Annotated in this window: 21 protein-coding genes; 6 read left to right on the top strand and 15 right to left on the bottom strand. The window is 40.1% G+C overall.

The genetic code is table 11. The features are described from left to right. Window positions 1-135 precede the first annotated feature (135 nt). The 3 genes from V7L20_RS18560 to V7L20_RS18550 all read right to left on the bottom strand — a co-directional run bounded on the left by V7L20_RS18560 (window position 136) and on the right by V7L20_RS18550 (window position 3575). Entirely contained in the window at window positions 136-444 is a 309-nt protein-coding gene (locus tag V7L20_RS18560) for a hypothetical protein (RefSeq protein ID WP_334745500.1), read from the bottom strand. Window positions 445-1185: 741 nt separating this feature from the next. Beyond that, window positions 1186-1896 (bottom strand): GDYXXLXY domain-containing protein, encoded by a 711-nt coding sequence (locus V7L20_RS18555; RefSeq protein ID WP_334745499.1) that lies wholly within the window; start codon window positions 1894-1896, stop codon window positions 1186-1188. Between the two features lie 260 nt (window positions 1897-2156). Beyond that, complete coding sequence (locus V7L20_RS18550; protein ID WP_334745498.1) at window positions 2157-3575, bottom strand: DUF2157 domain-containing protein; 1419 nt, start codon at window positions 3573-3575, stop codon at window positions 2157-2159. Window positions 3576-3863: 288 nt separating this feature from the next. Here V7L20_RS18550 and V7L20_RS18545 point away from each other — a divergent pair, with 288 nt between their 5' ends. Beyond that, window positions 3864-4835, top strand: coding sequence for an RsmB/NOP family class I SAM-dependent RNA methyltransferase (locus V7L20_RS18545; RefSeq protein WP_334745497.1), 972 nt, complete (start codon window positions 3864-3866; stop codon window positions 4833-4835). A 647-nt stretch (window positions 4836-5482) separates the two neighbouring features. Next, the gene (locus V7L20_RS18540; protein ID WP_334745496.1) at window positions 5483-5932 is read left to right on the top strand and encodes an NUDIX hydrolase; all 450 of its coding nucleotides are present in this window, start codon (window positions 5483-5485) and stop codon (window positions 5930-5932) included. A 337-nt stretch (window positions 5933-6269) separates the two neighbouring features. Here the strand turns inward: V7L20_RS18540 and V7L20_RS18535 are convergent, their stop codons facing one another. From V7L20_RS18535 to V7L20_RS18520, 4 genes are all read right to left on the bottom strand, one after another. After that, window positions 6270-7064, bottom strand: a complete 795-nt coding sequence (locus V7L20_RS18535; protein ID WP_334745495.1) for a GH25 family lysozyme — start codon at window positions 7062-7064, stop codon at window positions 6270-6272. Window positions 7065-7165: 101 nt separating this feature from the next. Continuing rightward, a complete protein-coding gene (locus V7L20_RS18530; protein WP_334745494.1) occupies window positions 7166-7807 on the bottom strand; it encodes a DUF4232 domain-containing protein in 642 nt (213 codons plus the stop codon). 523 nt (window positions 7808-8330) lie between these two features. After that, entirely contained in the window at window positions 8331-9083 is a 753-nt protein-coding gene (locus V7L20_RS18525; RefSeq protein WP_334745493.1) for a hypothetical protein, read from the bottom strand. Between the two features lie 362 nt (window positions 9084-9445). Next, window positions 9446-9841: a hypothetical protein gene (locus V7L20_RS18520; protein ID WP_334745492.1), complete on the bottom strand. Its 396-nt coding sequence runs from the start codon at window positions 9839-9841 to the stop codon at window positions 9446-9448. A gap of 149 nt (window positions 9842-9990) precedes the next feature. Between V7L20_RS18520 and V7L20_RS18515 the strand changes: the two genes are divergently transcribed. After that, window positions 9991-10197 (top strand): hypothetical protein, encoded by a 207-nt coding sequence (locus V7L20_RS18515; RefSeq protein WP_334745491.1) that lies wholly within the window; start codon window positions 9991-9993, stop codon window positions 10195-10197. Window positions 10198-10610: 413 nt separating this feature from the next. Here V7L20_RS18515 and V7L20_RS18510 read toward each other — a convergent pair whose 3' ends face one another. From V7L20_RS18510 to V7L20_RS18495, 4 genes are all read right to left on the bottom strand, one after another. Continuing rightward, window positions 10611-10997, bottom strand: a complete 387-nt coding sequence (locus V7L20_RS18510) for a DUF2358 domain-containing protein (protein WP_334745490.1) — start codon at window positions 10995-10997, stop codon at window positions 10611-10613. A gap of 75 nt (window positions 10998-11072) precedes the next feature. Then, on the bottom strand, window positions 11073-11636 hold the full coding sequence (locus V7L20_RS18505; protein ID WP_334745489.1) for a leucine zipper domain-containing protein: 564 nt from the start codon (window positions 11634-11636) through the stop codon (window positions 11073-11075). A gap of 176 nt (window positions 11637-11812) precedes the next feature. Further along, window positions 11813-12487, bottom strand: a complete 675-nt coding sequence (locus V7L20_RS18500; RefSeq protein ID WP_334745488.1) for a HupE/UreJ family protein — start codon at window positions 12485-12487, stop codon at window positions 11813-11815. 93 nt (window positions 12488-12580) lie between these two features. Continuing rightward, window positions 12581-13324 (bottom strand): hypothetical protein, encoded by a 744-nt coding sequence (locus V7L20_RS18495; protein ID WP_334745487.1) that lies wholly within the window; start codon window positions 13322-13324, stop codon window positions 12581-12583. 177 nt (window positions 13325-13501) lie between these two features. On the opposite strand from V7L20_RS18495, the gene V7L20_RS18490 reads away from it, so the two are divergent. Then, window positions 13502-15298, top strand: a complete 1797-nt coding sequence (locus V7L20_RS18490; RefSeq protein ID WP_334745486.1) for an endonuclease — start codon at window positions 13502-13504, stop codon at window positions 15296-15298. Between the two features lie 527 nt (window positions 15299-15825). On the opposite strand, the gene V7L20_RS18485 is transcribed toward V7L20_RS18490, so the two are convergent. Both V7L20_RS18485 and V7L20_RS18480 read right to left on the bottom strand, forming a co-directional pair. Beyond that, window positions 15826-17577, bottom strand: a complete 1752-nt coding sequence (locus tag V7L20_RS18485; RefSeq protein ID WP_334745485.1) for an ABC transporter ATP-binding protein — start codon at window positions 17575-17577, stop codon at window positions 15826-15828. Between the two features lie 285 nt (window positions 17578-17862). Further along, window positions 17863-18516 carry a hypothetical protein gene (locus tag V7L20_RS18480; protein WP_334745484.1) on the bottom strand — a complete coding sequence of 218 codons (654 nt, stop codon included), beginning with the start codon at window positions 18514-18516 and terminating at the stop codon, window positions 17863-17865. A 413-nt stretch (window positions 18517-18929) separates the two neighbouring features. Between V7L20_RS18480 and galE the strand changes: the two genes are divergently transcribed. Next, the gene (gene galE / locus V7L20_RS18475) at window positions 18930-19928 is read left to right on the top strand and encodes a UDP-glucose 4-epimerase GalE (protein ID WP_334745483.1); all 999 of its coding nucleotides are present in this window, start codon (window positions 18930-18932) and stop codon (window positions 19926-19928) included. Between the two features lie 158 nt (window positions 19929-20086). On the opposite strand, the gene V7L20_RS18470 is transcribed toward galE, so the two are convergent. Next, window positions 20087-20770, bottom strand: coding sequence for a hypothetical protein (locus tag V7L20_RS18470; protein WP_334745482.1), 684 nt, complete (start codon window positions 20768-20770; stop codon window positions 20087-20089). Continuing rightward, the gene (locus V7L20_RS18465) at window positions 20745-22016 is read right to left on the bottom strand and encodes an urease accessory protein UreH domain-containing protein (protein ID WP_334745481.1); all 1272 of its coding nucleotides are present in this window, start codon (window positions 22014-22016) and stop codon (window positions 20745-20747) included. Before V7L20_RS18465 ends, V7L20_RS18470 begins: the two co-directional genes overlap by 26 nt. Before the next feature lie 602 nt (window positions 22017-22618). Here V7L20_RS18465 and V7L20_RS18460 point away from each other — a divergent pair. Then, a complete protein-coding gene (locus tag V7L20_RS18460; protein ID WP_334745480.1) occupies window positions 22619-23020 on the top strand; it encodes a hypothetical protein in 402 nt (133 codons plus the stop codon). Window positions 23021-23283 lie beyond the last annotated feature (263 nt).

Below are 23283 nucleotides of genomic sequence, written 5' to 3'. Positions count from 1 at the left end.
TTTGATATGTAATCTCAAAACCTTTACTCAAAGGGAATCCTACACTTTTTTGTCTGCATCAGAAAACTTAACATCTCTCAAAATAGATTACTCTGACTTAACTTAAGTATTCACCTGATTTACTGAGTATATATATTAACATTTACCAGATACATAGGTTCGATACTCATAACCACCAGTGCCTGTGCCAGAGATCGTATCATCTCCTGTCCCTGCATTGATGATGCCACTGTTAGCAATGCCTGTGCCAGTGCCTGCATTGTCAAAGTTGTCGCCACCTGTGCCGCTACCCTCGATAGTATCGTTACCTCCTTGAGTCTCAATGACTCCGTTTTTTAGAACCTCAATTCCAATTGCTGGGAATGCATTATCCTCTTTACCCACCACTAGATCCAAACCAGAGGTGCCTACGATCGCGGGAAAAGAAACAATTAGTCTAGGCATAATATTAACTTTCCTCAATTGAGTGTGATAGAGCTTTAATCCCTGAAAGTCTTACTCTTTCAATAAGAATTTTTTAAGAGGCTAGGATTTACGCATTGACAGAAAGATAATTATGTGATGTTGCTGTAACCTTCTTGATCACATCCTTCTTTGACTGCGATATTTCCTATTTGTCTCACAACCAAAAGAATAAGTTCAAACCAGCTTCTAAGGCATCGTCATCAGCGGAAACTACATTTCCAAGTTTGGAAATAAGAGCGAAGGAAAACTTTTAGGATTTAGGCAGTGTACATAAGTAATATACGCAATTTGGGTATAAAGCCATGTTTAGCATCTAGTGCTGGCAAAAGAAGCGAGTAAATCAAGGTGATACGAAGCGCCTGAAACGACCAAATATTATAACTAATATCATGGTTAATTTGTACAGTCCGTAATAAGATGTTTTAAAAGTTATACAAGGTATAATTTGCTGTTCTGCACTGGGTTAAATGCAAGGGAAAATTAACATTTTAGCAATGTATTGAGATGGTTCAGTGTGCTAAATATGAAAGCAAAATATCCTTTTAGAGTCAACTCAATACTAAGAGTGCTAATTCGGTTTCAAGTGTTAAAATTAACTTCTTTATTTGTTATTTTTATTTACAAATGACAAATAAAGAAGTCTGAGCGCCGGAAGCCGATGCTCAGAACTTTAGAGTCAAACCTTGGGTGTAAATATGCAATGTTTATTTGCCTAACAGCCTAAAAGCGATAGTTGCGATCGCGCACCCACATACTAACTGGGACTGCCTTACCCTGTGGATCAACTTTCGCCTTTACCACAATGGGCGGTACTTGTCCTCTACGGGCGCGTTGGGCTTGCAAATCGTTCCTAATTTGTTGCCGTTGGTTTTCTGGGATGTAATATGTTTCTAAGCCGTAGTTAACAGAGCCATCTTGATAAACTCCTTTTAAGGCTGCCTGATTAGCTCTTAGAGTTGTGGGGCGATCGCTAGTCACTCGCAACGGTCTCCAAGCTCTAGGAACACCGCGACCAGATGATAGTTGCTCTTGTAAAATCACGTAGATGTTGGTTCCTTCAGGCAATCTTCTACCACTTCCACGACCTTTGCTGACTAATGTTTGCCAACCAGGTAATCTGCTCAAATTTGCAGTGCGGGATATGTTGTAATCTAAGTCTAAGGTGTTACCTTCTAGCACACTGTTAGGGTCTACAGGTACGGTTTGCAAAATCACCGTCTTACCTGTCACATCTGTATAAAGCGCTTGGGCTGGTACTGCCATAATAAGCCCTGTTTGCAGCATCAGGGGAACTAGTAATCGCCAAAAAGGTAAGGGCTTATTCGATTTTTGTTCAGTAGCAATCAAGTAATCCCGAAAAGTTACCTTACTGGAGAACTCGGCTTCGGGAGACAAGGTTTTATTTTTAGATTCAGAAGAACTATTAGTCATGAGCGTAGTCCTAAAAAGCAGAGGGGTTGAGGAGGTCAAAAGTAACGAAATTAGGACTGACGCAGAGAAACTTTAAAAACTTTGATGCACAGAGATTTCAACATTTTGGATTTTAGATTTTAGATTTTAGATTTTTTATTCAATCCCTTCGGCTTGATGCAGTCACTCATGGGGGAAACCCCCATCGCCTTTGGCGTCTCCCCTTGGGAGAAGACCGCGCTGCTTCACCAAAATTCAAAATTCAAAATCTAAAATTTCCACTACTTCTTACCTGCAGAGCTACCACCGGGTAGGCGGCGTTCAAACCAAAGTCCAGCGCTAATTAAAGCAGAACCGCACAAAACAAAGACTAGGGATTTGAAAAGTAAATCGGTATCGTACTCTTGCACGCGACTGATAATTTGCAATGTTACTAACAACATACCGCCCCAAAAGGAACTTCTGTTGCTTAATTTCAATCCTTCTTGAATTAGTCCCCAGGCTAATGTTGCTAGAAGTACATTGAAAATAAAAACACCAAGTTCATCAATTCGGCTGATAGTTTGATGCCAAAAAGGTACTAGGATAATAAAGGCAAGAAAGGTACTAATGACAGCAGTCGTGAAAATCACTTCGCGGCGCGGTGGGTTATTTCTTTGACGGAGTAGAAACAACCATTGCAGTACCGCCAAGCCACTGAGAATCCCCAAATCGATAATCGGCAGAGACTCAAATAAGTTGGTCACATTCGTAGGCTGATTATAACTATAATTTGGAGATTCCCAAACCCAACGAAAAGACAACATATAAAAGACAATGCCGAAGCTTATCAACGCTAAATTACGGGCCAGAGATTGAAACAACCTGTAATTTATGCTTGGAAACAGCAAGTCATCATAACTCCAGAATAATGCAGGTGGGAGTGCAAAAGCAAAAGATGCCACCCAAGGAGCTATATCAGCATAATTCAGTAGTGGCAGAGGATTAAGGTTGGCTTGTAAGGAACTAGCAAAGACAAAGGCTGCTAAACCAAAAATCCAACGCGATCGACAGAAGTAGGCTAAGGGCACAAACACTAGCCATGCCAACAAAGGCATGTGCTGCACCACTAGGCGCGACCAAGTTAGATCGCCTGAAGCGTACCACAAGTCTTCTAATCCTGTCCAATAGCCGATTTCCACGAGGATAATTGACAGAATTCCTAAAGAATTTAAGCACAAACTGAAGGCCATCACCACAACACCCAACCCCCAGGCTAGAAACAGTTGAGAAGCTGAACCAGCAATATTGAACATCTGGGCCATCAGGAGTAAATTTGCACCGAAGATGAAAGCGCTTAAAATGAGCAATCCCTCTCCCAGTAAGCGTTTGCTTCTTTGTGGCTTCTTTCCTTCAGGTGTTATCCAATTGTAAAAACCAGTAATAGCGATCGCAAAAAACAAACTTATTAGCAGAATAAACTTGACTTCTCGCGATCCTCCCTGCCAGTTTCCTGCTACAAAGGTAATTATGCCTAAGCATAAAAGTATGCCACCTATCGCAATCGCGATCGCTTTATTGCGATCGCGTGCAGCAGCTTCCAAGTTCTTAAATTGATAACGTTCTGCTATTTGCTCATACAGCGAAGAACTAATTAATCCTTCATCCCTCCATAATTGTGCTTCTTTGCGTAATTTATGTGGAAAACTATCTAAGAACATGACCTTCTCCGGTGCAGTGGGGTAGCTTGGCCATTGCGTTCCCAATGGCGGTCATTATATTTTGAGTATGAAGCCAAAAGCCTTAATTACATTGTTCTTCTGTAACAGTTTTATTTTGATTTTGATACAACCTAATTTGTAATTCCTAATTCGTAATGACGCTCCTAGGTCGCTCTAAGCAAAGCCATGCCGAAGGTGTTGCCTCTCGTTCGCGCAGCGTCTCCGATAGGAGAAGAGAAGGCTTTAGGCTGCGCTAACGTAATTCGTAATTCATAATTAATAATCTATATGGAAAAACCTTCTAATTTATTACTTAAAGTCTCGCGGCGTTTGTTCACTAATCTAGATGAACAAGAAAAATTTATTGAAGCTTTAATGAATCCTCAGCCTTTTTCATCCAGTATTCTTTGGTGTAAAGAAAAGCCAGATATTTTGCCTTGGGCAGTGGAAACACCAACCTATTGGCAACCACAATTTCTAGACCGTTTATGCTGGGGAGAAAAACCCGGTCAGCATCCCTTGCATCAACAAGGATATTTCTATTGTTTAGATTTTTCTTCGGTGTTTGCAGCTACTACTTTGTTAGCTATTCCTGTACCAGTAAGTTTAGTTTTTGATATGTGTGCCGCACCCGGAGGTAAAAGTATTTTCGCTTGGAAAGCTTTACAACCTGATTTACTTATCAGTAATGAAGTAATTGGCAAACGTCTGGGAATGCTAATTTCTAATTTGAAGCGTTGCCAGATCAACCCTAGTGCAGTAGTTAATAGAGATTCGAGTATATTTGCCGAAATGTTTCCCTACTCTAGCAATCTAGTAATAGTAGATGCTCCTTGTACTGGACAATCTTTACTGGCTAAAGGTGAAAAAGCTCCCGGATGTTTTCACCCGACTGCTATTAATAAAAGTGCAAATCGACAAAAACGTATTATCGCTAACTCTGCTAAACTTGTTTCACCTCAAGGCTATCTTGCTTATATGACTTGCACATACTCACCCGAAGAAAATGAGCAAGTTTGTGAATGGTTTTTAGAACGCTTTCCCCAGTTTCAGGCGATAGAAATTAGTAATTTAGCCCAATATCAGTCGCATTTAACTAAAATGCCTTGTTATCGGATGTTTCCTCAAGATATGTTAGGTGCTGGTGCGTTTACAGTACTGTTTCAAAATACTAACGAGCATGAAAATGAGAATAAAGAAGTAGATTTAAATACAATAGCCTCGCTGTATATTTATCAAAATCTGAAAAAGTCAAGTTAGTTAAATTGATGGGAGATATTCTGGCATTAAGGCACATAGAATATCTAATATTTTAAATAATGCTACATTTGTTAATCAGCCATTAAGAGTACACCTTTTATAGGAGTTGATTTTATATTTATATGTCAATACGCTTGGCTTTGTGAAAAATTGCTTTGTTGGGTTGCGCTTTGCTTAACCCAACAAAGCCCCAGAAATATTGGGTTACCCTGCAAAATCTTGCTACGTTCCTTAAACACCACTTGCTAAGAAAGCGGGAACGCTAAGAGCGAACAAGTCGGGAAACTGCAAGGGCGCAGTGGCTCCCCAACCTACGTATTGATTTATAAGGTTACAAATTTAGTACAGCAAAGCAAAAATAAGCATAGCATTTCAAATGGCGCAAAAGCTTGGAATAAAATTATTTTGACTTTTGACACTTCGACTTCGCTCAGTGTTAACTTTTGACTTCCGCCCTGCGGTAGTGGTGGATAAATGTGCAGTGTTAATTCAACAATCAATAACTTTCAATAATTAACTTTTATAGCTAACAAAATATTTTAACCTTTTCATAACCTGGAATTAACTAAAATTTATCTAGTATCAGCTCTCGACTTTTTTAAATAAACATTGTACAAAAAAGCTAGAGCGTAAAGGATGCAAATTACATGAGTCGAAAAGTTAGCAAAGTGTTTAAACAGTCTGGGGTGATTCCTTATAGAGTGAACAATGGCAAAGTCGAAATCTTGCTAATCACAACCCGTAACTTTCAACACTGGGTGATTCCGAAAGGAGATATTCCTAATGGCATGAGTCCACCCGCTTCAGCAGCCAAAGAGGCGTGGGAAGAAGCAGGGGTCATTGGGCAAGTAGACACAAATGAACTTGGTAGTTATAAGTACCGCAAAGGAGGTAAAATTTACCGGGTAAAGATGTATTTGTTACCAGTTGAAATGCTAAGTGAAGATTATCCAGAAGCAAGTAAAAGAAAACGGCAGTGGGTAGAAGTGACTAAAGCTATCAGGCGGGTTAAGTTTAATTCACTCAAACGAATCCTTAAAGGTTTTTTCCAGGTTGAATCTCATTTTTGTGCATTTCAAGATACTACTCAAGTATAGTAAAATACATTAATTAAATATGCATAATTAAACATACAATAAAATCCTAGTTTGTAGTGAGTATTCATCGCTTATAACAAGGTTTCTACTACAAACTTGAATTAATTTATGGCTAGCTACTTATTGAAAAACCCTGGAAGTAACTTGAGAGCTTTTCAATAAGTAACTATAGTTAAAACAACTGCGTAAGCGTAGCCCGCACTTCTCTACGAGACGCTGCGCGAACGGCTGCGCTCAGTGACCACCGTAGGCATCGCTAATTAAAACAAGTAAACATTATTTATTTACATTTCTTTGATGGTCAATATGGGGCTATTTATTAAGTGTGCAATTTGTTCTAAATCCACAATAAAGCTACCCAAGTTTTGATACCTACAATTCCATCCGCTTGCAATCCTTTAGATGTTTGAAAACTAACAATTCCATCTTTAACTGACTCAGAAAAATGCCCATCAATGGCACCAGTATACAATCCAATATCTTTTAATTGCTGTTGTAATTGTTTGACTCTCAGTCCAGAATCTTCTAGCTGTAAGGCATTAAATCTATTCAAATCGGCTACACCATTAACACCAGCTACACCAGATACATTCTCTGCATATTGATGGATTAGGTATTGCCCCTGCCAAGCGCCAGGAATAATTGGAACCTTAACTTTGTAGTTGGCAATCCATAAAGGATAACTTGCAAAATCAGATGGATTGCCGATTTCTTCCCAGAAATTGGGGAAGGTATAAATAATCGGTTTGATTGGTTTTTGTGTTTGTTGTAAAAGGGTTTTTTCCACCTCTGCTAACCACTGTTTGGCTGCATTAGTTACTCCTTGGCTATTTCCTCCTTTGTCAATTATCTCTACATCCAGAACTGGTGGTAAGTCTCCTGGTTCTAATTTCCCCACTGTTTTTAAGAATTCCTTCGCTTGCTCAACCGGGTCTGATGTTTCGGAATGAAGGAAATGATAAGCACCCCGAATAATGCCAACACTTTTCATAGTCTGCCAGTGATGAGCAAAAGCAGAATCTTTGATGGTAACTCCTTCTGTAGCTTTGACAAACCCAAAAGTTTTACCAGAGTTTTTTACTGCCGTCCAATCTACTCTGCCGTCTTTTTCGTAAACATCAATTCCTTCCATAAAATTCTTAACCTTTTTGATTAGTACAATAGTGAATTTCTCAGAGGTTTTGATTAAATTTATGCTTTTTCTGGATATTTAAGTAAATTACAGAATATTTACTAGGGTTGAGTGTCAACAGATCGCACTGGAGTCACTCTAACTTTGCCTGTACAAGGCTTGATTTGTTCTGTCAATATAAAATGCTTGTAAGCATTAGGAGGTGTGATTTCAATTTTACTAGACATTGGGCATTGTTCGTTTGGGGAACTGATATGGTTATATGCTATCTGAAATGAGGCTTGTTTTCCAGGAGCTAGAGTTACTTTTTGTCGAGGTTGCTTACTCGAAAAGTAAGTGTCCTCGGAGCGAAGAATTTTAACTCCCTTCAAAGGCTGGTCTTTTTCATCCAGTAGTGCCAATCCCGGATAACCGTTGAGGGTGCAAGGGGATGAGGCGTTATTGGTGAAGGCGTAGGTAAGTGCAACATTTCCAACGCCAGCATCTTCAGAGACTTGGCGCACTGACAATTGGCTAGTTTCACAGCGCGTCGGATTTGTAGCAATAGTGGCTTGAGGGGTAGAATTGTCTGTAGTTTTTTCAGTGGGTGTAGGTTTTGAAGTCAACACAGTTGCCTTTATTGCTTGCTCAGTGCTTGCTGGCAAGGCTTGCTGCTGTTTTGTGACAGAGGAAGAACCGACACAGCCAGTTGTCACCGCAGTTAGGAGCAACAACATACTGCTTTCCACAATTAGAATTCGCATATCTTTTTTCTCTCTGGTGAACTACTTACACTGATGCTTTACATACAGTGTAAGTTTCCAAATTTGCAAGGGTTAGCATTGCTCTGAGGGGTGGTATCTTAAGGACTAATGACTCTGGCGTTGCGGTTTGATAGCTGAATCATTACCAGAAATAAAAAGGTACAGAGCAAATAAATTTATTTATGGAAAATAAAAAAATATATTTCAAGACACGTAGTGCAAGAAATACTAAATCAGTTGACTTAGAGCAAGTAAATTTATTTATGGGTTTCAAAATTTTTGACTTTTGACCCTTCGACTACTTCGACTACGCCCCTCGGCTACTTCGACTTCCTTCCCTACAGGACGCTACGCAAACGACTACGCCCAACTCTACCAGAGGCTGCGCCTTAAGCGTAGCTATGCCGCAGGCTTTACGGCTACCAAGAGGACAGGCTCAGTACAAGTCGCTCAGGACAAGCTCAGTACAAGTGCGCTCAGGGTCAAACTTTTGATTTTTGACTTCCCCGGAGGAGCTGACGCTTTACTTACAGGTAGGAGCTGAAGCCGAATTCACCTTTGTTAAATCGCCAGTAAATACTGCTGTGTATTGATAAGGTGATGAACCAGTGCAAGTCATAGAATTTGTATTAGCCCCACGAGGAGTCCACCATGACTTTGCCTGCACAGTCAAACTTGTGCCATTCCATGATAAATTTTGGACAACTAAAGAATTAGTTTGTCCATTATCTGCCTTTTTGGCAGTTAAAAATGTGGCATAGTTAACCTGACCATTAGCTGGATTAATTCGGGCTATAACCGCGACTTTTGGTCCACCTCCGCTACCATAGCTAGACAACCAACGCCCAGTTGCAAAGCGGCGAAAATCATTACCAGTCTGACTACCAGTAGAGGAGTAAACGCCATATAAAACATTGTCCCCATCCCAATACAATCCATAGCCTGTACCATCGTCATTCGTTGTTTCGTAGTCAGTTCTACACCATGTTTTAATACCATCATTAAAACGGATAGTTATAGGATTTTTGTTATTAGATGAAACCTGCTCATAACCAATATAAAAAGCTGTATTTCCTTTAACTACTCTAGGGCCATTTTTAGCTTTGATTGTCGCTTCACTATCATTACAACTGAATGTTACACCATTACCGATAGATGAATTTACCGTCTGGGCAAAAGCTGGAGGAGCTTTTTGTGTGATTACTAAATCAGCTACTAATACTACAGATAAAGAGAAAGCTGCCAAATAATTATGCAATTTGTGAGAATAAATCATGGTAAAAATCTGCCAAGAAATTGTCAGGAAAAACACCGTAATACTATAAAATTTAATGAAAAATTAGACAAGCAAAATTATTGAAAATCGCAGATTGCAGCATTTTCAATATCACCAAAAATGAGGCTAGACTACAAAATTTATAAGATAATATTCATGGTATTGCATGATATTAACTGTATACAAACCTTGCATATTAAAGAGCATCAGCGAAGAGAATAAATTGCGTAGACAAAGCCTACCAAAGGTATCGCAGCAGTCAACAACAAATACTTTTAATGAACAAGTAGCGTTTGTTCATTCTCCATGTACTTTGCTAAAAGCTTACTTCGCCTCTGCTTTCTGCTTTGCGCCGTAGTGTACTAGGCGATTTTAGCATTCTCATCTAATACTTCTTCTGTAGCAGCTTTCAGGCGGCTTAACCTGCTTTTGCGGATACGTTCGCTATCACGAACACCACCCGCCATCTCATATTCGTTGCTGTTTTTACCATATTTAAAAGCAACGCCCCTCACCATCTTATCTGTAAGATTGTTCAAGATTTTTTCCATCTCATCAATTTTAATTTTTGAAGAGTCAATCATAGCTAGAGCGATGTTATAAGCATCAAGCATAGTGCGTAACTGCTCAATTGATTTAGTCAGATTTTGCAAATCGCAATTATTGCCAAAGTCCATCTTTGAATCTATTGCTTTCAGCCCAGCTGATCTCAATTCAGCTTTTTCTAAAATACGGGATGTACGTTTTTGACGGGGCATATATATATTCGTTAGAAAGGTTATAAAGCTAGTTTGACTTAGTAAAGCTGTTTTCTGGTTCAGTAAAATTCGTGAATAATTTTATTTGTTATAAAACTAATACTTAAATATAAGTAATTTCTCTTAATTATGAGATTGCACTTGGTTTTTTGGACGATTGCTTTAACGTTAGTGATGAATGTTGTGATGTTGATGATAAATATCGTAATGTTAATGATGAATGTTGTGATGTTAATGATAAATATCATGATGTTAATGATAAATATCGTGATGTTGATGATGAATGTTGTGATGTTGATGATGAATGTCGTGATGTTGATGATGAATGTCGTGATATTCATCATAATGGCTTCTGAGAGAAGGAACCTTGAAGCAATGCCCTTGATTATTTCTAGAGGCACAAGGACATCTTTTACCCAAACACTATAAAAATAAGTCTGCTAATGCCTTAAGCCGATTTATCAATATTTATGATTGGTCAACCCGTAATGTTATTCGTACAATGGAGCGCTCGTATCATTCAGGAGGTATGGGAATTTAAGCTGGGTACATTAATCTGTTTTACACCTGTCCCAGTATTCTCATGGTAGAGTACGATCGTGTAGTGGCAGAATACCGTTGAGATTTAAGTCAAGCAATTGGATTAGGAAGGACTTGAGGTTTTCAAGATGAATGTGTTTCTTTCATCTGTTGCAAGAGCGATCGCCGCACCCGTGAGAGGCTCATATTTGAAAAATTCAAAGGATTTTAAAATTTAATCCTCAATTATTTACATTTTTGTAGCAAAGAAATGCTGCTTCACCACGTCTAAGCGTGAACAATTCCAATAATCGACATGGGAGACAATCAAACCATCAGAGTTAAGACCTAATTCACTCCAACCAGGAATGGAAATCCGTGGCTTCCAGGGAAGAGGAGTGTTCCAACTGAGTGTCCACTCAGTTTTTATTGTGTCTCCTAAACGTTGAATATTATGTAAATCCATTTTGGGATCTAAAAATAAAGTCTCAATGAAATTAATCATTGCTTTGTAACGTTTAACGCCACGAAATTTATTCAGTGGATCTTGAAAATAAACGTCTGGATCGTAAATGCTGTAAGTTTGATTTACTGGGAATCTTTGATAGTCTTCTTTGAGGATTTCAATGATATCCATGATAAATAGATATATGTGTAAATTTCTTTAATATGTAAACGGGGCGCGGATCAAAATCTCTATTAAAAATTGAAATCAGCCCTCATTCCATAAACGTTCTAACTGACGCCGCCAAGCAACTAAAACTTCTTCTCGTGCTTCTGAGCTTTGATTTATTTCACCCATCAATCCCTCAGCGTAAAAGCGTTCCAAGTTTTGCATAGTAGCTTGCAGAGATTGTCCTTGCTGTTTTGCTGCCTGAATAATTTGCCGGATGCGGCTTTCAATTAGTTGATTAAAGACATTATCTAATCTAGCCTGATGGAGAGATACAAGTCGATTAATTGCATTGGACAAATCTGCACTCACCAAAGTGCTGCTGTTATGTTGAAATACTCCCCAAATCACCCTTTGATACAAAGCGTAACGTACTTCTTGGGTGTCATCAAAGTTGGCTTCTAGGAACTGTTCTAAAAATGGTTGGGCTTCTTGAATAGGCACAATAGGTAGTAAAACTCGCAACCAAGTCTTATCTTCGGAAAGCAGCACTAACAGCCGGAAAGCTGAAGTGTCTACTTGCCACGATCCAGGAGCGTTCGCACTAACGGTCGATGTGCCAAATAATTCTGTTAGTGTACCAGCAATTTCTTCAGGTGTCATAAGCCTTTTTTGAGATATAGTCTCTAGATTAGCGCAGAGGTGCATCAGCTTATTCGCTAAAACTCTGTCCTACTTGCTTGCTGGACAAATTTTCAGTCTGAAGACGTAGTGGGGGCGTACAGCTAAGTGTACGCCCCCACAAATGTAATATATTCCACTGACTTGAAATATGTAATTTAGATTATTGAATTCCTCAAAAACACAATGCCGATCGCACACAAAGCAAAGCCAGCAATATTAATTTTCCAGGGTAAAATTCGGTTTATTTCTCCCATACCCATTGCATAACCAATTTCCCTGGCACTCATGGCAACTACAAACAGAGTTAAGGTCATGCTTAGTATATAGGCTATTAGTGGCATCATTCCTGCCTCAATAATAGATTTAGCATCAGCGTAACCCTGAAATAATCCAGTACCAACGCCTACCACAGCAAGTGCCATAAAGTTTAGTTGATTTGGCATCATCAGCATAGTACCAAAAATGATGGTAGAAATGGCGATGGCTATTTCTGTGCCTGGTAAACTTAGCTGAAATGAATGAATCACAATACCCAAGATTGATGCTATGACAAAACATCCAGCGATCGCAACACCACGAACAAATACAGATGAGAGTAAACCAATAGCAACAATCCCAACTAAACAATTCAAGCTAATTACTGGATCTGCCAGTCCCCAGAGAAAGCCTTCCCAGCAGTTAGAGATGGTATGGTTAACTGGTGTTCCACTCAATGAACTTAGTAAGCTAATTAAAATTAGAACTGCGATCGCCCCAATATAGCGATGCGTTAACCTTAAGTTGTAAAATTCCCCTAAAGCATGGGATTTTGATAATTTAGTTTTGAACATTACCATCTGCCAAATTAGTTTTTTCGGTAATTTATACTACCCACATACTCAAAAAAACTAACGTGGTAATCATACCAGATTACACTAGCTTGATCAAATCTTTTTGACGATGGACTCAACTGAATTTTGAATTATTTGGGCATCTGTTTCACTTAAACTTTCCAATTCAAGTCTGTTGCCCTCTTCTGGAGTATTAAATTGACTACTGTATATACGGCGACTCAACCCTACCGGACTCATCTGCAAAATTGTTGTATAAAATACGCAAGCAGCTACGTATGAGCCAATAGGACTGGGGTGGCTTTGATCCGGATTATAAAGGTTCAATTTCGGATTGGCTTGTTGAACTTTTTGCCAAGCTATTCCAACAGGTGCAACTTTGGCTTTCAGTTCTTTAGCAATTGTCATGTATGAATCGGTTAATATCTGTTGCGTTTCTGGTTGATTTTGCTTTGCCCAAGTCAAGTAAAATACTGTTTGGGAATTCACTCGCTTGATTTTGGCATCAAACAGACTGGCGTACTTATACATTTCCTTGGGATTGGTAATCGGTAAGGTACTTTGCTCTTGGAGTACCACGTAGTTCCATCGTTTAGCTTTCAATAGCCTGAGTGCTTTACCACCTTTCCAATGGGTTTTGAGAGTAGCTCCAGCGACCACAACCATTTCAGTTTCGAGTGTTCTAGTTTCTTTTGCCGACTGTGCCAACTGTTGTGTCAACCAAGGAAGGTCATTGACATAGGTATAGCTGTTGCCAATAAATAAAACTCTGATTATCTGCTGTTGAGTTTCTTGGAAGGAATTTGCTTTAGCAGGTTTCTTTATAAGCCGAAACAAAGCAATTATCAAAAAGAGGAATAAAAATACATATACTATCTTTGTGCTTATCATCATCCTAAGACTTTTGCAGCATAACTTAATTATTAGACAAGCTTTACCTAAGCTAAAGCTTATCTTAACTGAACTCTATTAAGAAGAAAACTAATCTAGAAAATACTTTCATTGGATTAGAGAATGAAATTTATCAAATTGTTACTACTTAGTATTGTTCTGATATTCTTTGTATGGATTAGTCCACTGCAAGCTAGTCCAATAGCTCAATTGCCAACTCCTTTACCTGTAGTTGCACAACGTGAAACAACATCTCTGAAAAATTCCCAGGATGTATTGACTGTTGCAACTTTTAACGTCGAAAATTTAGACCCGAAAGACCGACGTTTTGATAATATTGCCAAAATTATTCTCAATAATTTGAATGCACCAGATGTCATCAGTTTAATTGAGATTCAGGATAACAACGGGCCAATTAATGATGACGTTGTGAATGCAAACCAGACTTACCAAAAACTGATTGCTGCGCTCGAAAATATCGGTAGTCCAGCATACGATTTTGTTGATATTCCGCCCCGCGACGATCAAGATGGTGGAGAACCTGGAGGCAATATCCGTGTCGGTTTATTATTTCGACCCAGCCGGATAACTCTAGCAAAACTGCCCAGAAGAGGCGGTTCATTAGATGCTGTGGCTGTTATTCAAGGTTCAAATGGTCTTGACCTCTCGCTTAACCCAGGTCGCATTGACCCTACAAATAGTGCTTTCGAGCAAAGCCGTAAGCCACTTGCGGCAGAGTTTATATTTAACAATCAAAAACTGTTTATCATTGCTAATCACTTTGTTTCTAAGAGAGGAGGTTCTTCCACTGATGCTCAACGAGTGAAACAAGCTGAAATCGTTAATGAATTTGTAGCGCAATTACTACAAGTTGATCCGCAAGCCAAAGTAATTGTACTGGGTGATTTAAACGATGTACCAGATTCGCTACCTCTGAAAACCTTGAAGGGTAACATTCTGGAAAATCTGACCGATCGTTTACCTCCTAGCGATCAGTTTAGTTTTAAATTCAGTGGAAATCTTGAACTTATTGACCATTTGTTGGTCAGTGAAAATCTTTCTCGTATTGCTCAACCGGAAATTGACATTGTGCATGTCAACGTTGGCTTTAGTAGACCTGTCAGTGACCACGATCCTGTGATTGCAGCGTTTACATTACCTGCTAACCAGTCTACCTCTGAAACCATCCCTCCTGTTAGGCAACCCGTAAGTGATTCGGCAATTATATTGCCTCAATTATCCAAATTTGCTCTAGTTGACGAACTAGCTAAAGAGTATACGCCTAGCAAAATCTTGAATTATGATCGCGCAAGAGACGAAATGTTTGGCATTATTGATAACCGAGCAGGTATTGTGACAGATATTTATGCCAGTTACCCAATTCGTTTAGCTGGCAATGGCGATTCTAGTCAGGAAGCTGAGAAATTAGGACTGAATACGGAACATGTTTGGCCACAGAGTAAAGGTGCTGAAAAAGGTAATTCCCGGAGTGACCTTCACCATCTATTTCCTGCACGAGAAGATATTAATAGTGAGCGAGGCAATAAACCCTTCGACGATATAGCCGACACAATGACTAAGAAATGGTATCGAAACGATACTGTTCAATCTACAATTCCTAATAGTGCAATCGACGAGTTTAGCGAATCAGGATCTGCCAAATTTGAGCCGAGAGAGAAAGTAAAAGGGGATATAGCTAGGGCAGTGTTCTACTTTTATACTATCTATCGGAATCAGGCTGAAAGTGTAGACCGAAATTACTTTCAGAATCAGCGTCAGACTTTGTGTAAATGGAATCAGCAAGACCTACCTGATATTACTGAAATAGAACGCAGCCATGCGATCGCAAAATTTCAAGGTAATGACAATCCATTCGTGCTAGATGTCACATTAGCAGAACGGGCATACTGTAATTCTTAAAGCGAAGGGTAGCACAGTTGTGTTACCCTTCAAGCAATAAAATATGCTTATGTAGGACTCATATTTGATTTTTGAAAAAACTCATTACACTTTTATAGGACTTACGCATTGACAGAAAAGCCAAAATAACAGGTATAGTTTTCAAGGCTTATAGCTAGGTTTTTCAATGAGATTTTGGCGATGCCTGCGGTGGTCACTGAGCGCAGCCGTTCGCGCAGCGTCTCGTAGAGAAGTGCGGGCTACGCCTACACACCCAATCAACGGTGATTGATAAAAGCCTGAAACAACGTATTTACGTTAAGCCACAAGATAGTTATTTTGTACAGTGCGTAAGTCCACTTTTATTCCTTCTTCCCAGCGATGCACTGAGTTTCAACTGTGCGGTAATCGAGTTTCGGCTACGCGGTAATCGAGCAAAGTCGAGATTCAACTGCCGCAGAGTCGAGATTCAACTACCGCTAGCCGTTGTGTCCCCAGTTTATACAAGTAATTCACCGAATCAAATCGGATTGCTATAAATCAAAACTTTAATGGAGTAATTCTTCAACTTGATGCTGGCTCCACAAAGTTCTGTATAAACCCTGTTGTTTTAAAAGTTCTAAATGATTGCCTGTCTCGATAATTTTTCCCTTTTCCATCACAATAATTCGGTCAGCAGCTGCGGCCGCGGATAATTGATGAGTAATGAAAATTACTGTTTTGCGTACAGTACCACTAGAGAGATTTTTGAGGATTTGCGTGGCTGTTTGATTATCCACACTAGAGAGGGCATCATCCAAAATTAATACTGGAGCATTGACCAACATAGCCCTAGCTAAGGCAGTACGTTGTCGTTGACCGCCAGAAAGAGTAATACCGCGTTCACCAACAATAGTTTCATATTGCTGGGGAAAATTGTTAATTTCTGATTCAATTTGGGCAAGTTGAGCGACAGATTCTATCTGCTCTTGTTTGCTAATTGGGTCACCGTAGCGGATATTATTTTTGATTGTAGTGCTAAAAAGAAAACTATCTTGAGGAACGTAAGCGATCGCACCTCGTAAATCTGCTAACGCTATCTTCGTAATATCCACCCCATCTAAAAATAATTGTCCTGATTCAATATCCAACAAGCGCGGCAAAGCATTGGCTAAAGTAGATTTTCCTGCACCGATTGCCCCAACAATGGCCACGGTTTCTCCGGGAGCAATGGTAAAGTTAACATTTTTTAGGGCTGGAGTAGTGGAACCAGGGTAAGTATAGGTGAGATTTTTAGCTGTCACTTCCCCTTTAAGTTCAGCCATTGGTAAATGTATGGCATCGGCTGTGTCTTGAATTTTCGGTGTGACAGAGAGAATAGATTCAAGGCGATCAATACTAACTTCACCCCGTTGGTAGGCTGTAATTGTGAATCCTAAAATGGCTGTGGGGAAAACTAGACGCTCTACATAAATTAACAGTGCTAAAAAATCGCCAACCTGAAGCGTCCCAGAAGACATCCGTGCCGTCCCTAGCCAGATGATTATCAGCGAACTGACATTGGCTAACCCACCAATTATGGGAAAAAGTGTATTTCGGAGTTTTGCCAGTTCTAAGTTAGCAGTCAACAACTCGTGATTTTTTTCGGCGAACGCTCGACGCTCGTTTGCTTCTTGGGCATAGATTTTAATTAAGGCAATGCCACTGATATCCTCTTGGATAAGTTCGCTGATGTCAGAGAGTTGCTCTTGGACTTCTGCTTGTTGTTGGCGTAAGCGATCGCTAAACATACTCACTAACAAGAACATCAAAGGGTACACTGCCAGGGAGGCTAGTGTGATATCCACACTAATCGCCAGCATTACTGGCAGTGTCAGGGCGTAGGCAAATACGGTATTTGCCAAACTCAAAACTGCAAAACCCAATAACCGCTTGATGTTATCCACATCACTAGTAGCCCGGTTAATCAAATCGCCAGCAGTATTACTAGCAAAATAAGCCGGCTCCAGCTTGAGTAAGTGTTCAAAAATTCGTTGTTTCAGGTCAAATTCCACCTGCCGCCCCACCCCAAATAGCCAAATACGGGATGCCATCCGCATTAGCCACATCGCCGAACTGAGTAAGATAATAATTACTACGTCATGTATTATTTGGCTCAAGACGAAGGTTGTAGAGAGTTTGTCAACACCAGCACGAATCAACAAGGGGATATAAACGCCCAGTGCATTGACAGACAACAAAGCGAGAATGCCTAAAGACGCCTCCCGCCAATGGGGACGTAGGTAAGCAATGAGTTTAGCGATTCGTCGAGATTTTGCCATTAAAGCAATTTTGCAACTTTATCATCCTAGATTAACTGTTTGTCCAAGAAGACAGCTATGTAGGGGACTGGGGACTTGTACTGAGCGTTCGCGTAGCGTCTCGTAGAGAAGCCGAAGTATGGGGGATTGGGGATTGGGAAAAAATAGGGTCTGAATCCCTATTTGAATTTTCCTAATCCCCAGTCTTTAGTTCAATGAAACCCTTGCAAATTCTTAGTTCTGAATTCCAGGCAGTTTTACTAAAGCGTGGCATTACGGTTTTTTAGTATTTACTTTTTTACTTTATTACCGTTGAACACGCAAGAACCTGTAAATTTCAAAGAGATAAGTTTCCCAAGTTCTGGTTGTCAATTGCAACGTTTCCGCATTCGGTACAAAGTCTTCAAGTCGTAAACCGCGTGTGCGAATATCTTGAGGACTTCCTTGTAATAGATAGGGAGGCACTCTTAAATTATAAGAAAGAATGCGATCGCCTGTAACATCTGAGATGTTGGCTGTGGTGGTTGGTTGCCCAAATGCCACCAGTGTCCCAGATGTTGGTGCAGCAGTTGCTACATAGGTTTCACCTGCCATTGCTAGAGGTGCTCTATAAAGGAAGTAGGCGACTGCTGGTGTACTTGCTAACAGCAAAATCGTCAGTGCCCAACCGATCAAGTATCCTCCTGGTTTGTCTATCCCGCCTCCTTTGATTCTCTGAGCTGCAAAAATCATCATTAAAATAGAGGCTCCTAAAGGCTTGAGTGGAAAAGACAGCAGCCTCGACAACGACGCCACAGCTGGTTCATTAGGGTTAACAAAAGATAGGGCTATGATTACCAAGATAACGACTAAGATCAATCGCCCGACAAAAGTTCCAGAAGGATAAAATCGCTGGAACAGAGAATATACGATAGTGCCAATCAGCAGCCACAGCAGTACTCGGCTTAATAATAGAAACATAGATTAACTCTCAAATTTTCTGGTGCAGTGAGCCAATGTGGTGTTAAGACAGTCCACTTTGCTTAGGATTTCCACGCCACCTCTCCTGTTTAGAGAAGAAGTAGCTCCCCAAGAGGAACTGTCGTGCATGGTTTCCCTGCATAAAACAACTAGCGACTTCTTAGCTTTAGCGACGCTAGGAGCGTCACCCGTAAGGGTCAACCTAGAGGTTTCGGGAAATAGATTTATTTTATTGTCAAATTGTAATCGCACTGTTTGACTTAAAATACTTCAAACCTCACACCCAAAGACTACCGTCGTAGTGATTTTAGTGCAATTTTTTGACACTGCGTCTATTATTTATATTTTTCCAGAAGAGTAATATGGTACCGATAAACTAAATTAATTAAATAATTGACTCAAAAGGAAAAACTATGTCGCCTGGAAAGCCTACCATTTTGGTAACGGGGGGAGCTGGATATATTGGTTCTCATACGGTGCTGGCTTTGAAGCAAGCGGGTTATAACGTTGTCATACTTGATAATCTGGTTTATGGGCATCGTGATTTGGTAGAAAAGGTTTTACAAGTAGAACTGATAGTAGGGGATATAGGCGATCGCGCCTTGCTAGATCATCTATTTAAAACCCACGATATTGCTGCTGTGATGCACTTTTCTGCTTATGCCTACGTAGGAGAATCAGTGACTGACCCGGCTAAATATTACCGCAATAACGTTGTTGGTACTTTGATTCTGTTAGAAGCGATGCTGACGGCATCTGTAAAGAAATTTGTCTTTTCTTCTACCTGTGCCACCTACGGTATACCGGAATTGTTACCCATTCCAGAAAATCATCCCCAAAATCCGATTAATCCTTATGGCGCTACAAAACTAATGGTAGAGCGGATTCTCTCTGATTTTGATGTTGCTTACGGTTTGAAATCAGTGCGTTTTCGCTATTTTAATGCTGCTGGTGCTAATCCCAGTGGGTTGCTTGGCGAAGATCACAACCCAGAAACCCATTTGATTCCCTTGGTGCTGATGACAGCTTTAGGCAAACGAAAATCCATCTCAATTTTCGGCACTGATTACCCTACGCCCGATGGTACTTGTATTCGTGATTATATTCATGTTAATGACTTAGCAGATGCCCATATTTTTGGATTGGAATATTTATTAAAAGGTAGCGATAGCGAAGTTTTTAATTTAGGTAATGGTAGCGGTTTCTCTGTCAGAGAAGTTATTGCAGCTACCGAACAAGTGACAGGAATTTCCATACCAGTAGAAGAACGCGATCGCCGTCCTGGTGACCCCCCAATTCTCATTGGCGCCGGCGAGAAAGCCAGAACAATTTTAGGCTGGCAACCTCAGTATCCATCGATCAAAGATATTGTCGCTCATGCATGGCAGTGGCATCAAAAGCGACATCAGTAAAAGTTAGGAATTAGGAGTACAGACGCGATTAATCGCGTCTGTACAGGAATTAGGAGACGCGATTAATCATCGCGTCTGTAAATTTTAGATTTTTCCTTCAATCCAAAATCTAAAATTGTTAAGTCTTGAATTCATAACTCTCAACTCCTCACTCCTAACTACTCCCCACTCCCTCTCATGCTTCGTAGTACGACAACTAAGATGCCAATAAATCCAAGGATTGGCAGGGCGATTCCCCAAATTGGTAATTGCTGAGATTCACCCTCTCCTAAATTACCATTGACATCTCGCATATTTTGTGTATTTTGTGTAGAACCGCTTGCCACAGTAACTTCAAATTTGAACTCAAAGGGTTTGAATTTTGCTCCAGAAACTGGTTTACCATTTAGTTGCAACTGATAAATACCTGGCTTGGGAAAGGTAATATCTGCACCTGGAATACCTTGATAGCGTTCAGCTGGCACAGGTTGTAACTGTGGTTCTAACAGGGGTGGCTCTCCGGCGGCATAAGGTTCGGCATAAACAGCCAACTGACAATTACACTGTGATAGGGGAATCACTCTTCCACCTTTGCGGGTAAGCGCAAACCAGGCTTGGCTTGGTTCTCCAGCACGGGGATTATCATTTGGTTCAATGTGGAGGGTGCCGCCGACATCTCCGGCTACTTCCACCTTATGAGCAGATGCAGGAGAAAAATTAGTTATTGATATAACTAAGCAACTCAGGAATAATAAATACTTTATTCTTCCTTGATGCCAGGAAATGCCTTTGAATAGGTAACGCCTCTGTTTTTGACTCGTTGAGAATAAGGATAATTTACCGTGATTTGGTTGGGGGAACATAAAACTTTTCTACGGCTAACTTTGACCAAAAAAAGCGCGAACGTACCATTAAGACACTGAGGGTAATAATTACCATCAGTACTGCCGCTAATTTATTTCCCCAAGTTGATTCCAAGGAACCCAGGTAATGGGAACCAATTAACACAGTATGAATGGCACTCAAGAGCAAGGCTGGCACACCCAATAGATGAATCTGTCGCCAACGCTTGCCCAAAGATTTCTGCAAAGATTCCCAACTCGTTAAAGCGGCAGGGGACATTAATACCAATGCTACAGCACCCGCAGCCATACCCCACTGAAATTCTGGCGGCAGAAACGAAAAAGCGGCAAAATTCCATTGCAATGAGTGTTCTATCATGTGGGCGGTGTGAACCACAGAAAGCACAAAAGATCCCACTCCCAAGCCGCGGCGGTAACGCAGTGGTGAAGCCCACAAGCCACTAATAGGACGCGCAATTAAAGCCAAGATTAAGCAGATTAAGGCAGCGTGTCCGGTGTAATCTACCATTGTGTCACCAGTTCGCAACAAGGTGATAACGCCAATGATGAGTGTCACCCAACCGCCTAATCGAAACAATTGACTGCGCCTGTCTTTACTTACCAACGATGTGGAAACGCCCACGCCTAGCATTGTGGGTAGAGTTCCCAAGCCAAAAGCCAGCATAATTGCCGCACCCATCCATAAATTGCCAGTTTCAGCAGCTTTAATTTGGGCAGCATAGAGGAAACCACACGGCATTAAGCCCCAAGTCATCCCCAAAAGCATTGGTGTCCACCATTTGGTTTTTAAGGAAAGCTTAACCATTCCGGTGCTGAGGCGATCATGTAAGCTACCTTGCAATAGGGGATGTAACACGGGAATGCGTGGCAGTAAATCAGGTTTTACTTGTCCTAAGCCAAACCAGATCAACATTACACCAGTTAGAATTGCCATCCAGCGCCGGAAGTCGCTGCCAACACCCGCTAGCTGTCCACCTTGCAGCAATACCGAACCCAGCGCCCCAATGCCAGCACCGACTAAAGCATAGCTTAACATCCGCCCCAGGTTTAGCAAGATATGAAATTTTAATTGCTGTTGCCAATTATCAGACTTTTCTAAGGTTGATGTCCGTCCCAAAGAAACTGTTTGGGGAATTTTCGGCTGATGAGACAGGGAAAATGCCACCGTTAGGGGGCCACACATCCCAAAGCAATGTCCAAAACTCCCCAGGAACCCCACGATCGCAATCAGCAACAAATCTACCATAAAAAAAGCCCTGAGTTCTCAGTCATAAGTGCTGAGTGTCAGAATAAAAATTTTGAAGAAGTAATCAGAAATTCTTTTCTTCTTTACTTATTACTCAGCACTCCTCTAGTGCGGCACTTTACGTGAAGTTGCGATCGCTGTCAAAAGACAAGTTGTCAAACTTAATGTTTATTCATAGGAAACAAAAAAGTAAGAAAACTTGGGTGTAAACACTCATAAAACTCTCTAAATGCGCGTAAATCCTAAACTAATAACTTGAGGTATAACAGTATATACCGTATAGTAATATCCTAAAGAGCATGTATAATTTTAATAGCTAAAATAGCATCTACTTAAAAATCTCTGTCCGTCTTTTCGATTAGTATCTTAAAGAGTAAGTAAGTCGGTGAGAAAAATTCAATGTATATGAAGAAATATAAATTTTAAGTAGGGTGTGTTATGCCGTAGGCTAACGCACCTTGAATTCTTGACGGTGCGTTGCGCTGCGCGACAACACACCCTACATTTAAATTTATTAACATAGCTTGAAATTTGAGCGCAGACTTACTTATTCACGAACCTCTCTTAACGAGATAATTTTAAACTAAATAGGAGTAAAAAATATGTTATTTAACAAAAAAGTATATAAAACAAATGATATTTATGGTATAAGTCGTGACTTACCTTTAAACTATATAAAGAGGCAAGAAGTTGATCAAAAAATTATTGAAAATTTAGACAAAAGTAGATACATTGTTATATATGGTAGCTCCAAGCAGCGAAAAACATCTTTAAAAAAGAGTTGCCTTAAATCTGACGAATATATTAATATTCAATGTCTTAATCATTGGAAATTAATAGATATACATCTTGCTATTCTGAAACAAGCAGGTTACCAAACTACTCAATCTGTTAAACAAACTGCTTCTGGTAAGCAAAAGGTTGCAGCTTCTTTTGAAGGAGTAGTGAATTTCTTCGGACTGGCTGGAACTAAAGGAACAATTTCAGCCGACACAGAACAATAAAAAACTACTGAGACTTTATTAGAAAATTTTGATGTTGATCCAGACAGAGTTAAAAATAATTTCATTAATCCTTGCTTGTTGCTAAAAGTTTAAGTGATCGCTTTAGCGCGTAAGCAATTCAAATAAAGTGACCTGACCTAATTAGATGAGGTATATTAGGCTTAGGACAAATAGATTAAAGCGATAATCACTGGCTTTCTTGATCATGCAAACCTTGAGACTTCGTAAGCTCAAAAACAAATTGATCCCATCTTTTCAAAGTC

The organism is Nostoc sp., assembly GCF_036916735.1.
Classification (GTDB): Bacteria; Cyanobacteriota; Cyanobacteriia; order Cyanobacteriales; family Nostocaceae; genus Nostoc.
The sequence above is the reverse complement of the archived record's forward strand: the minus strand, read 5'-3'. Positions and strand labels throughout refer to the sequence as shown.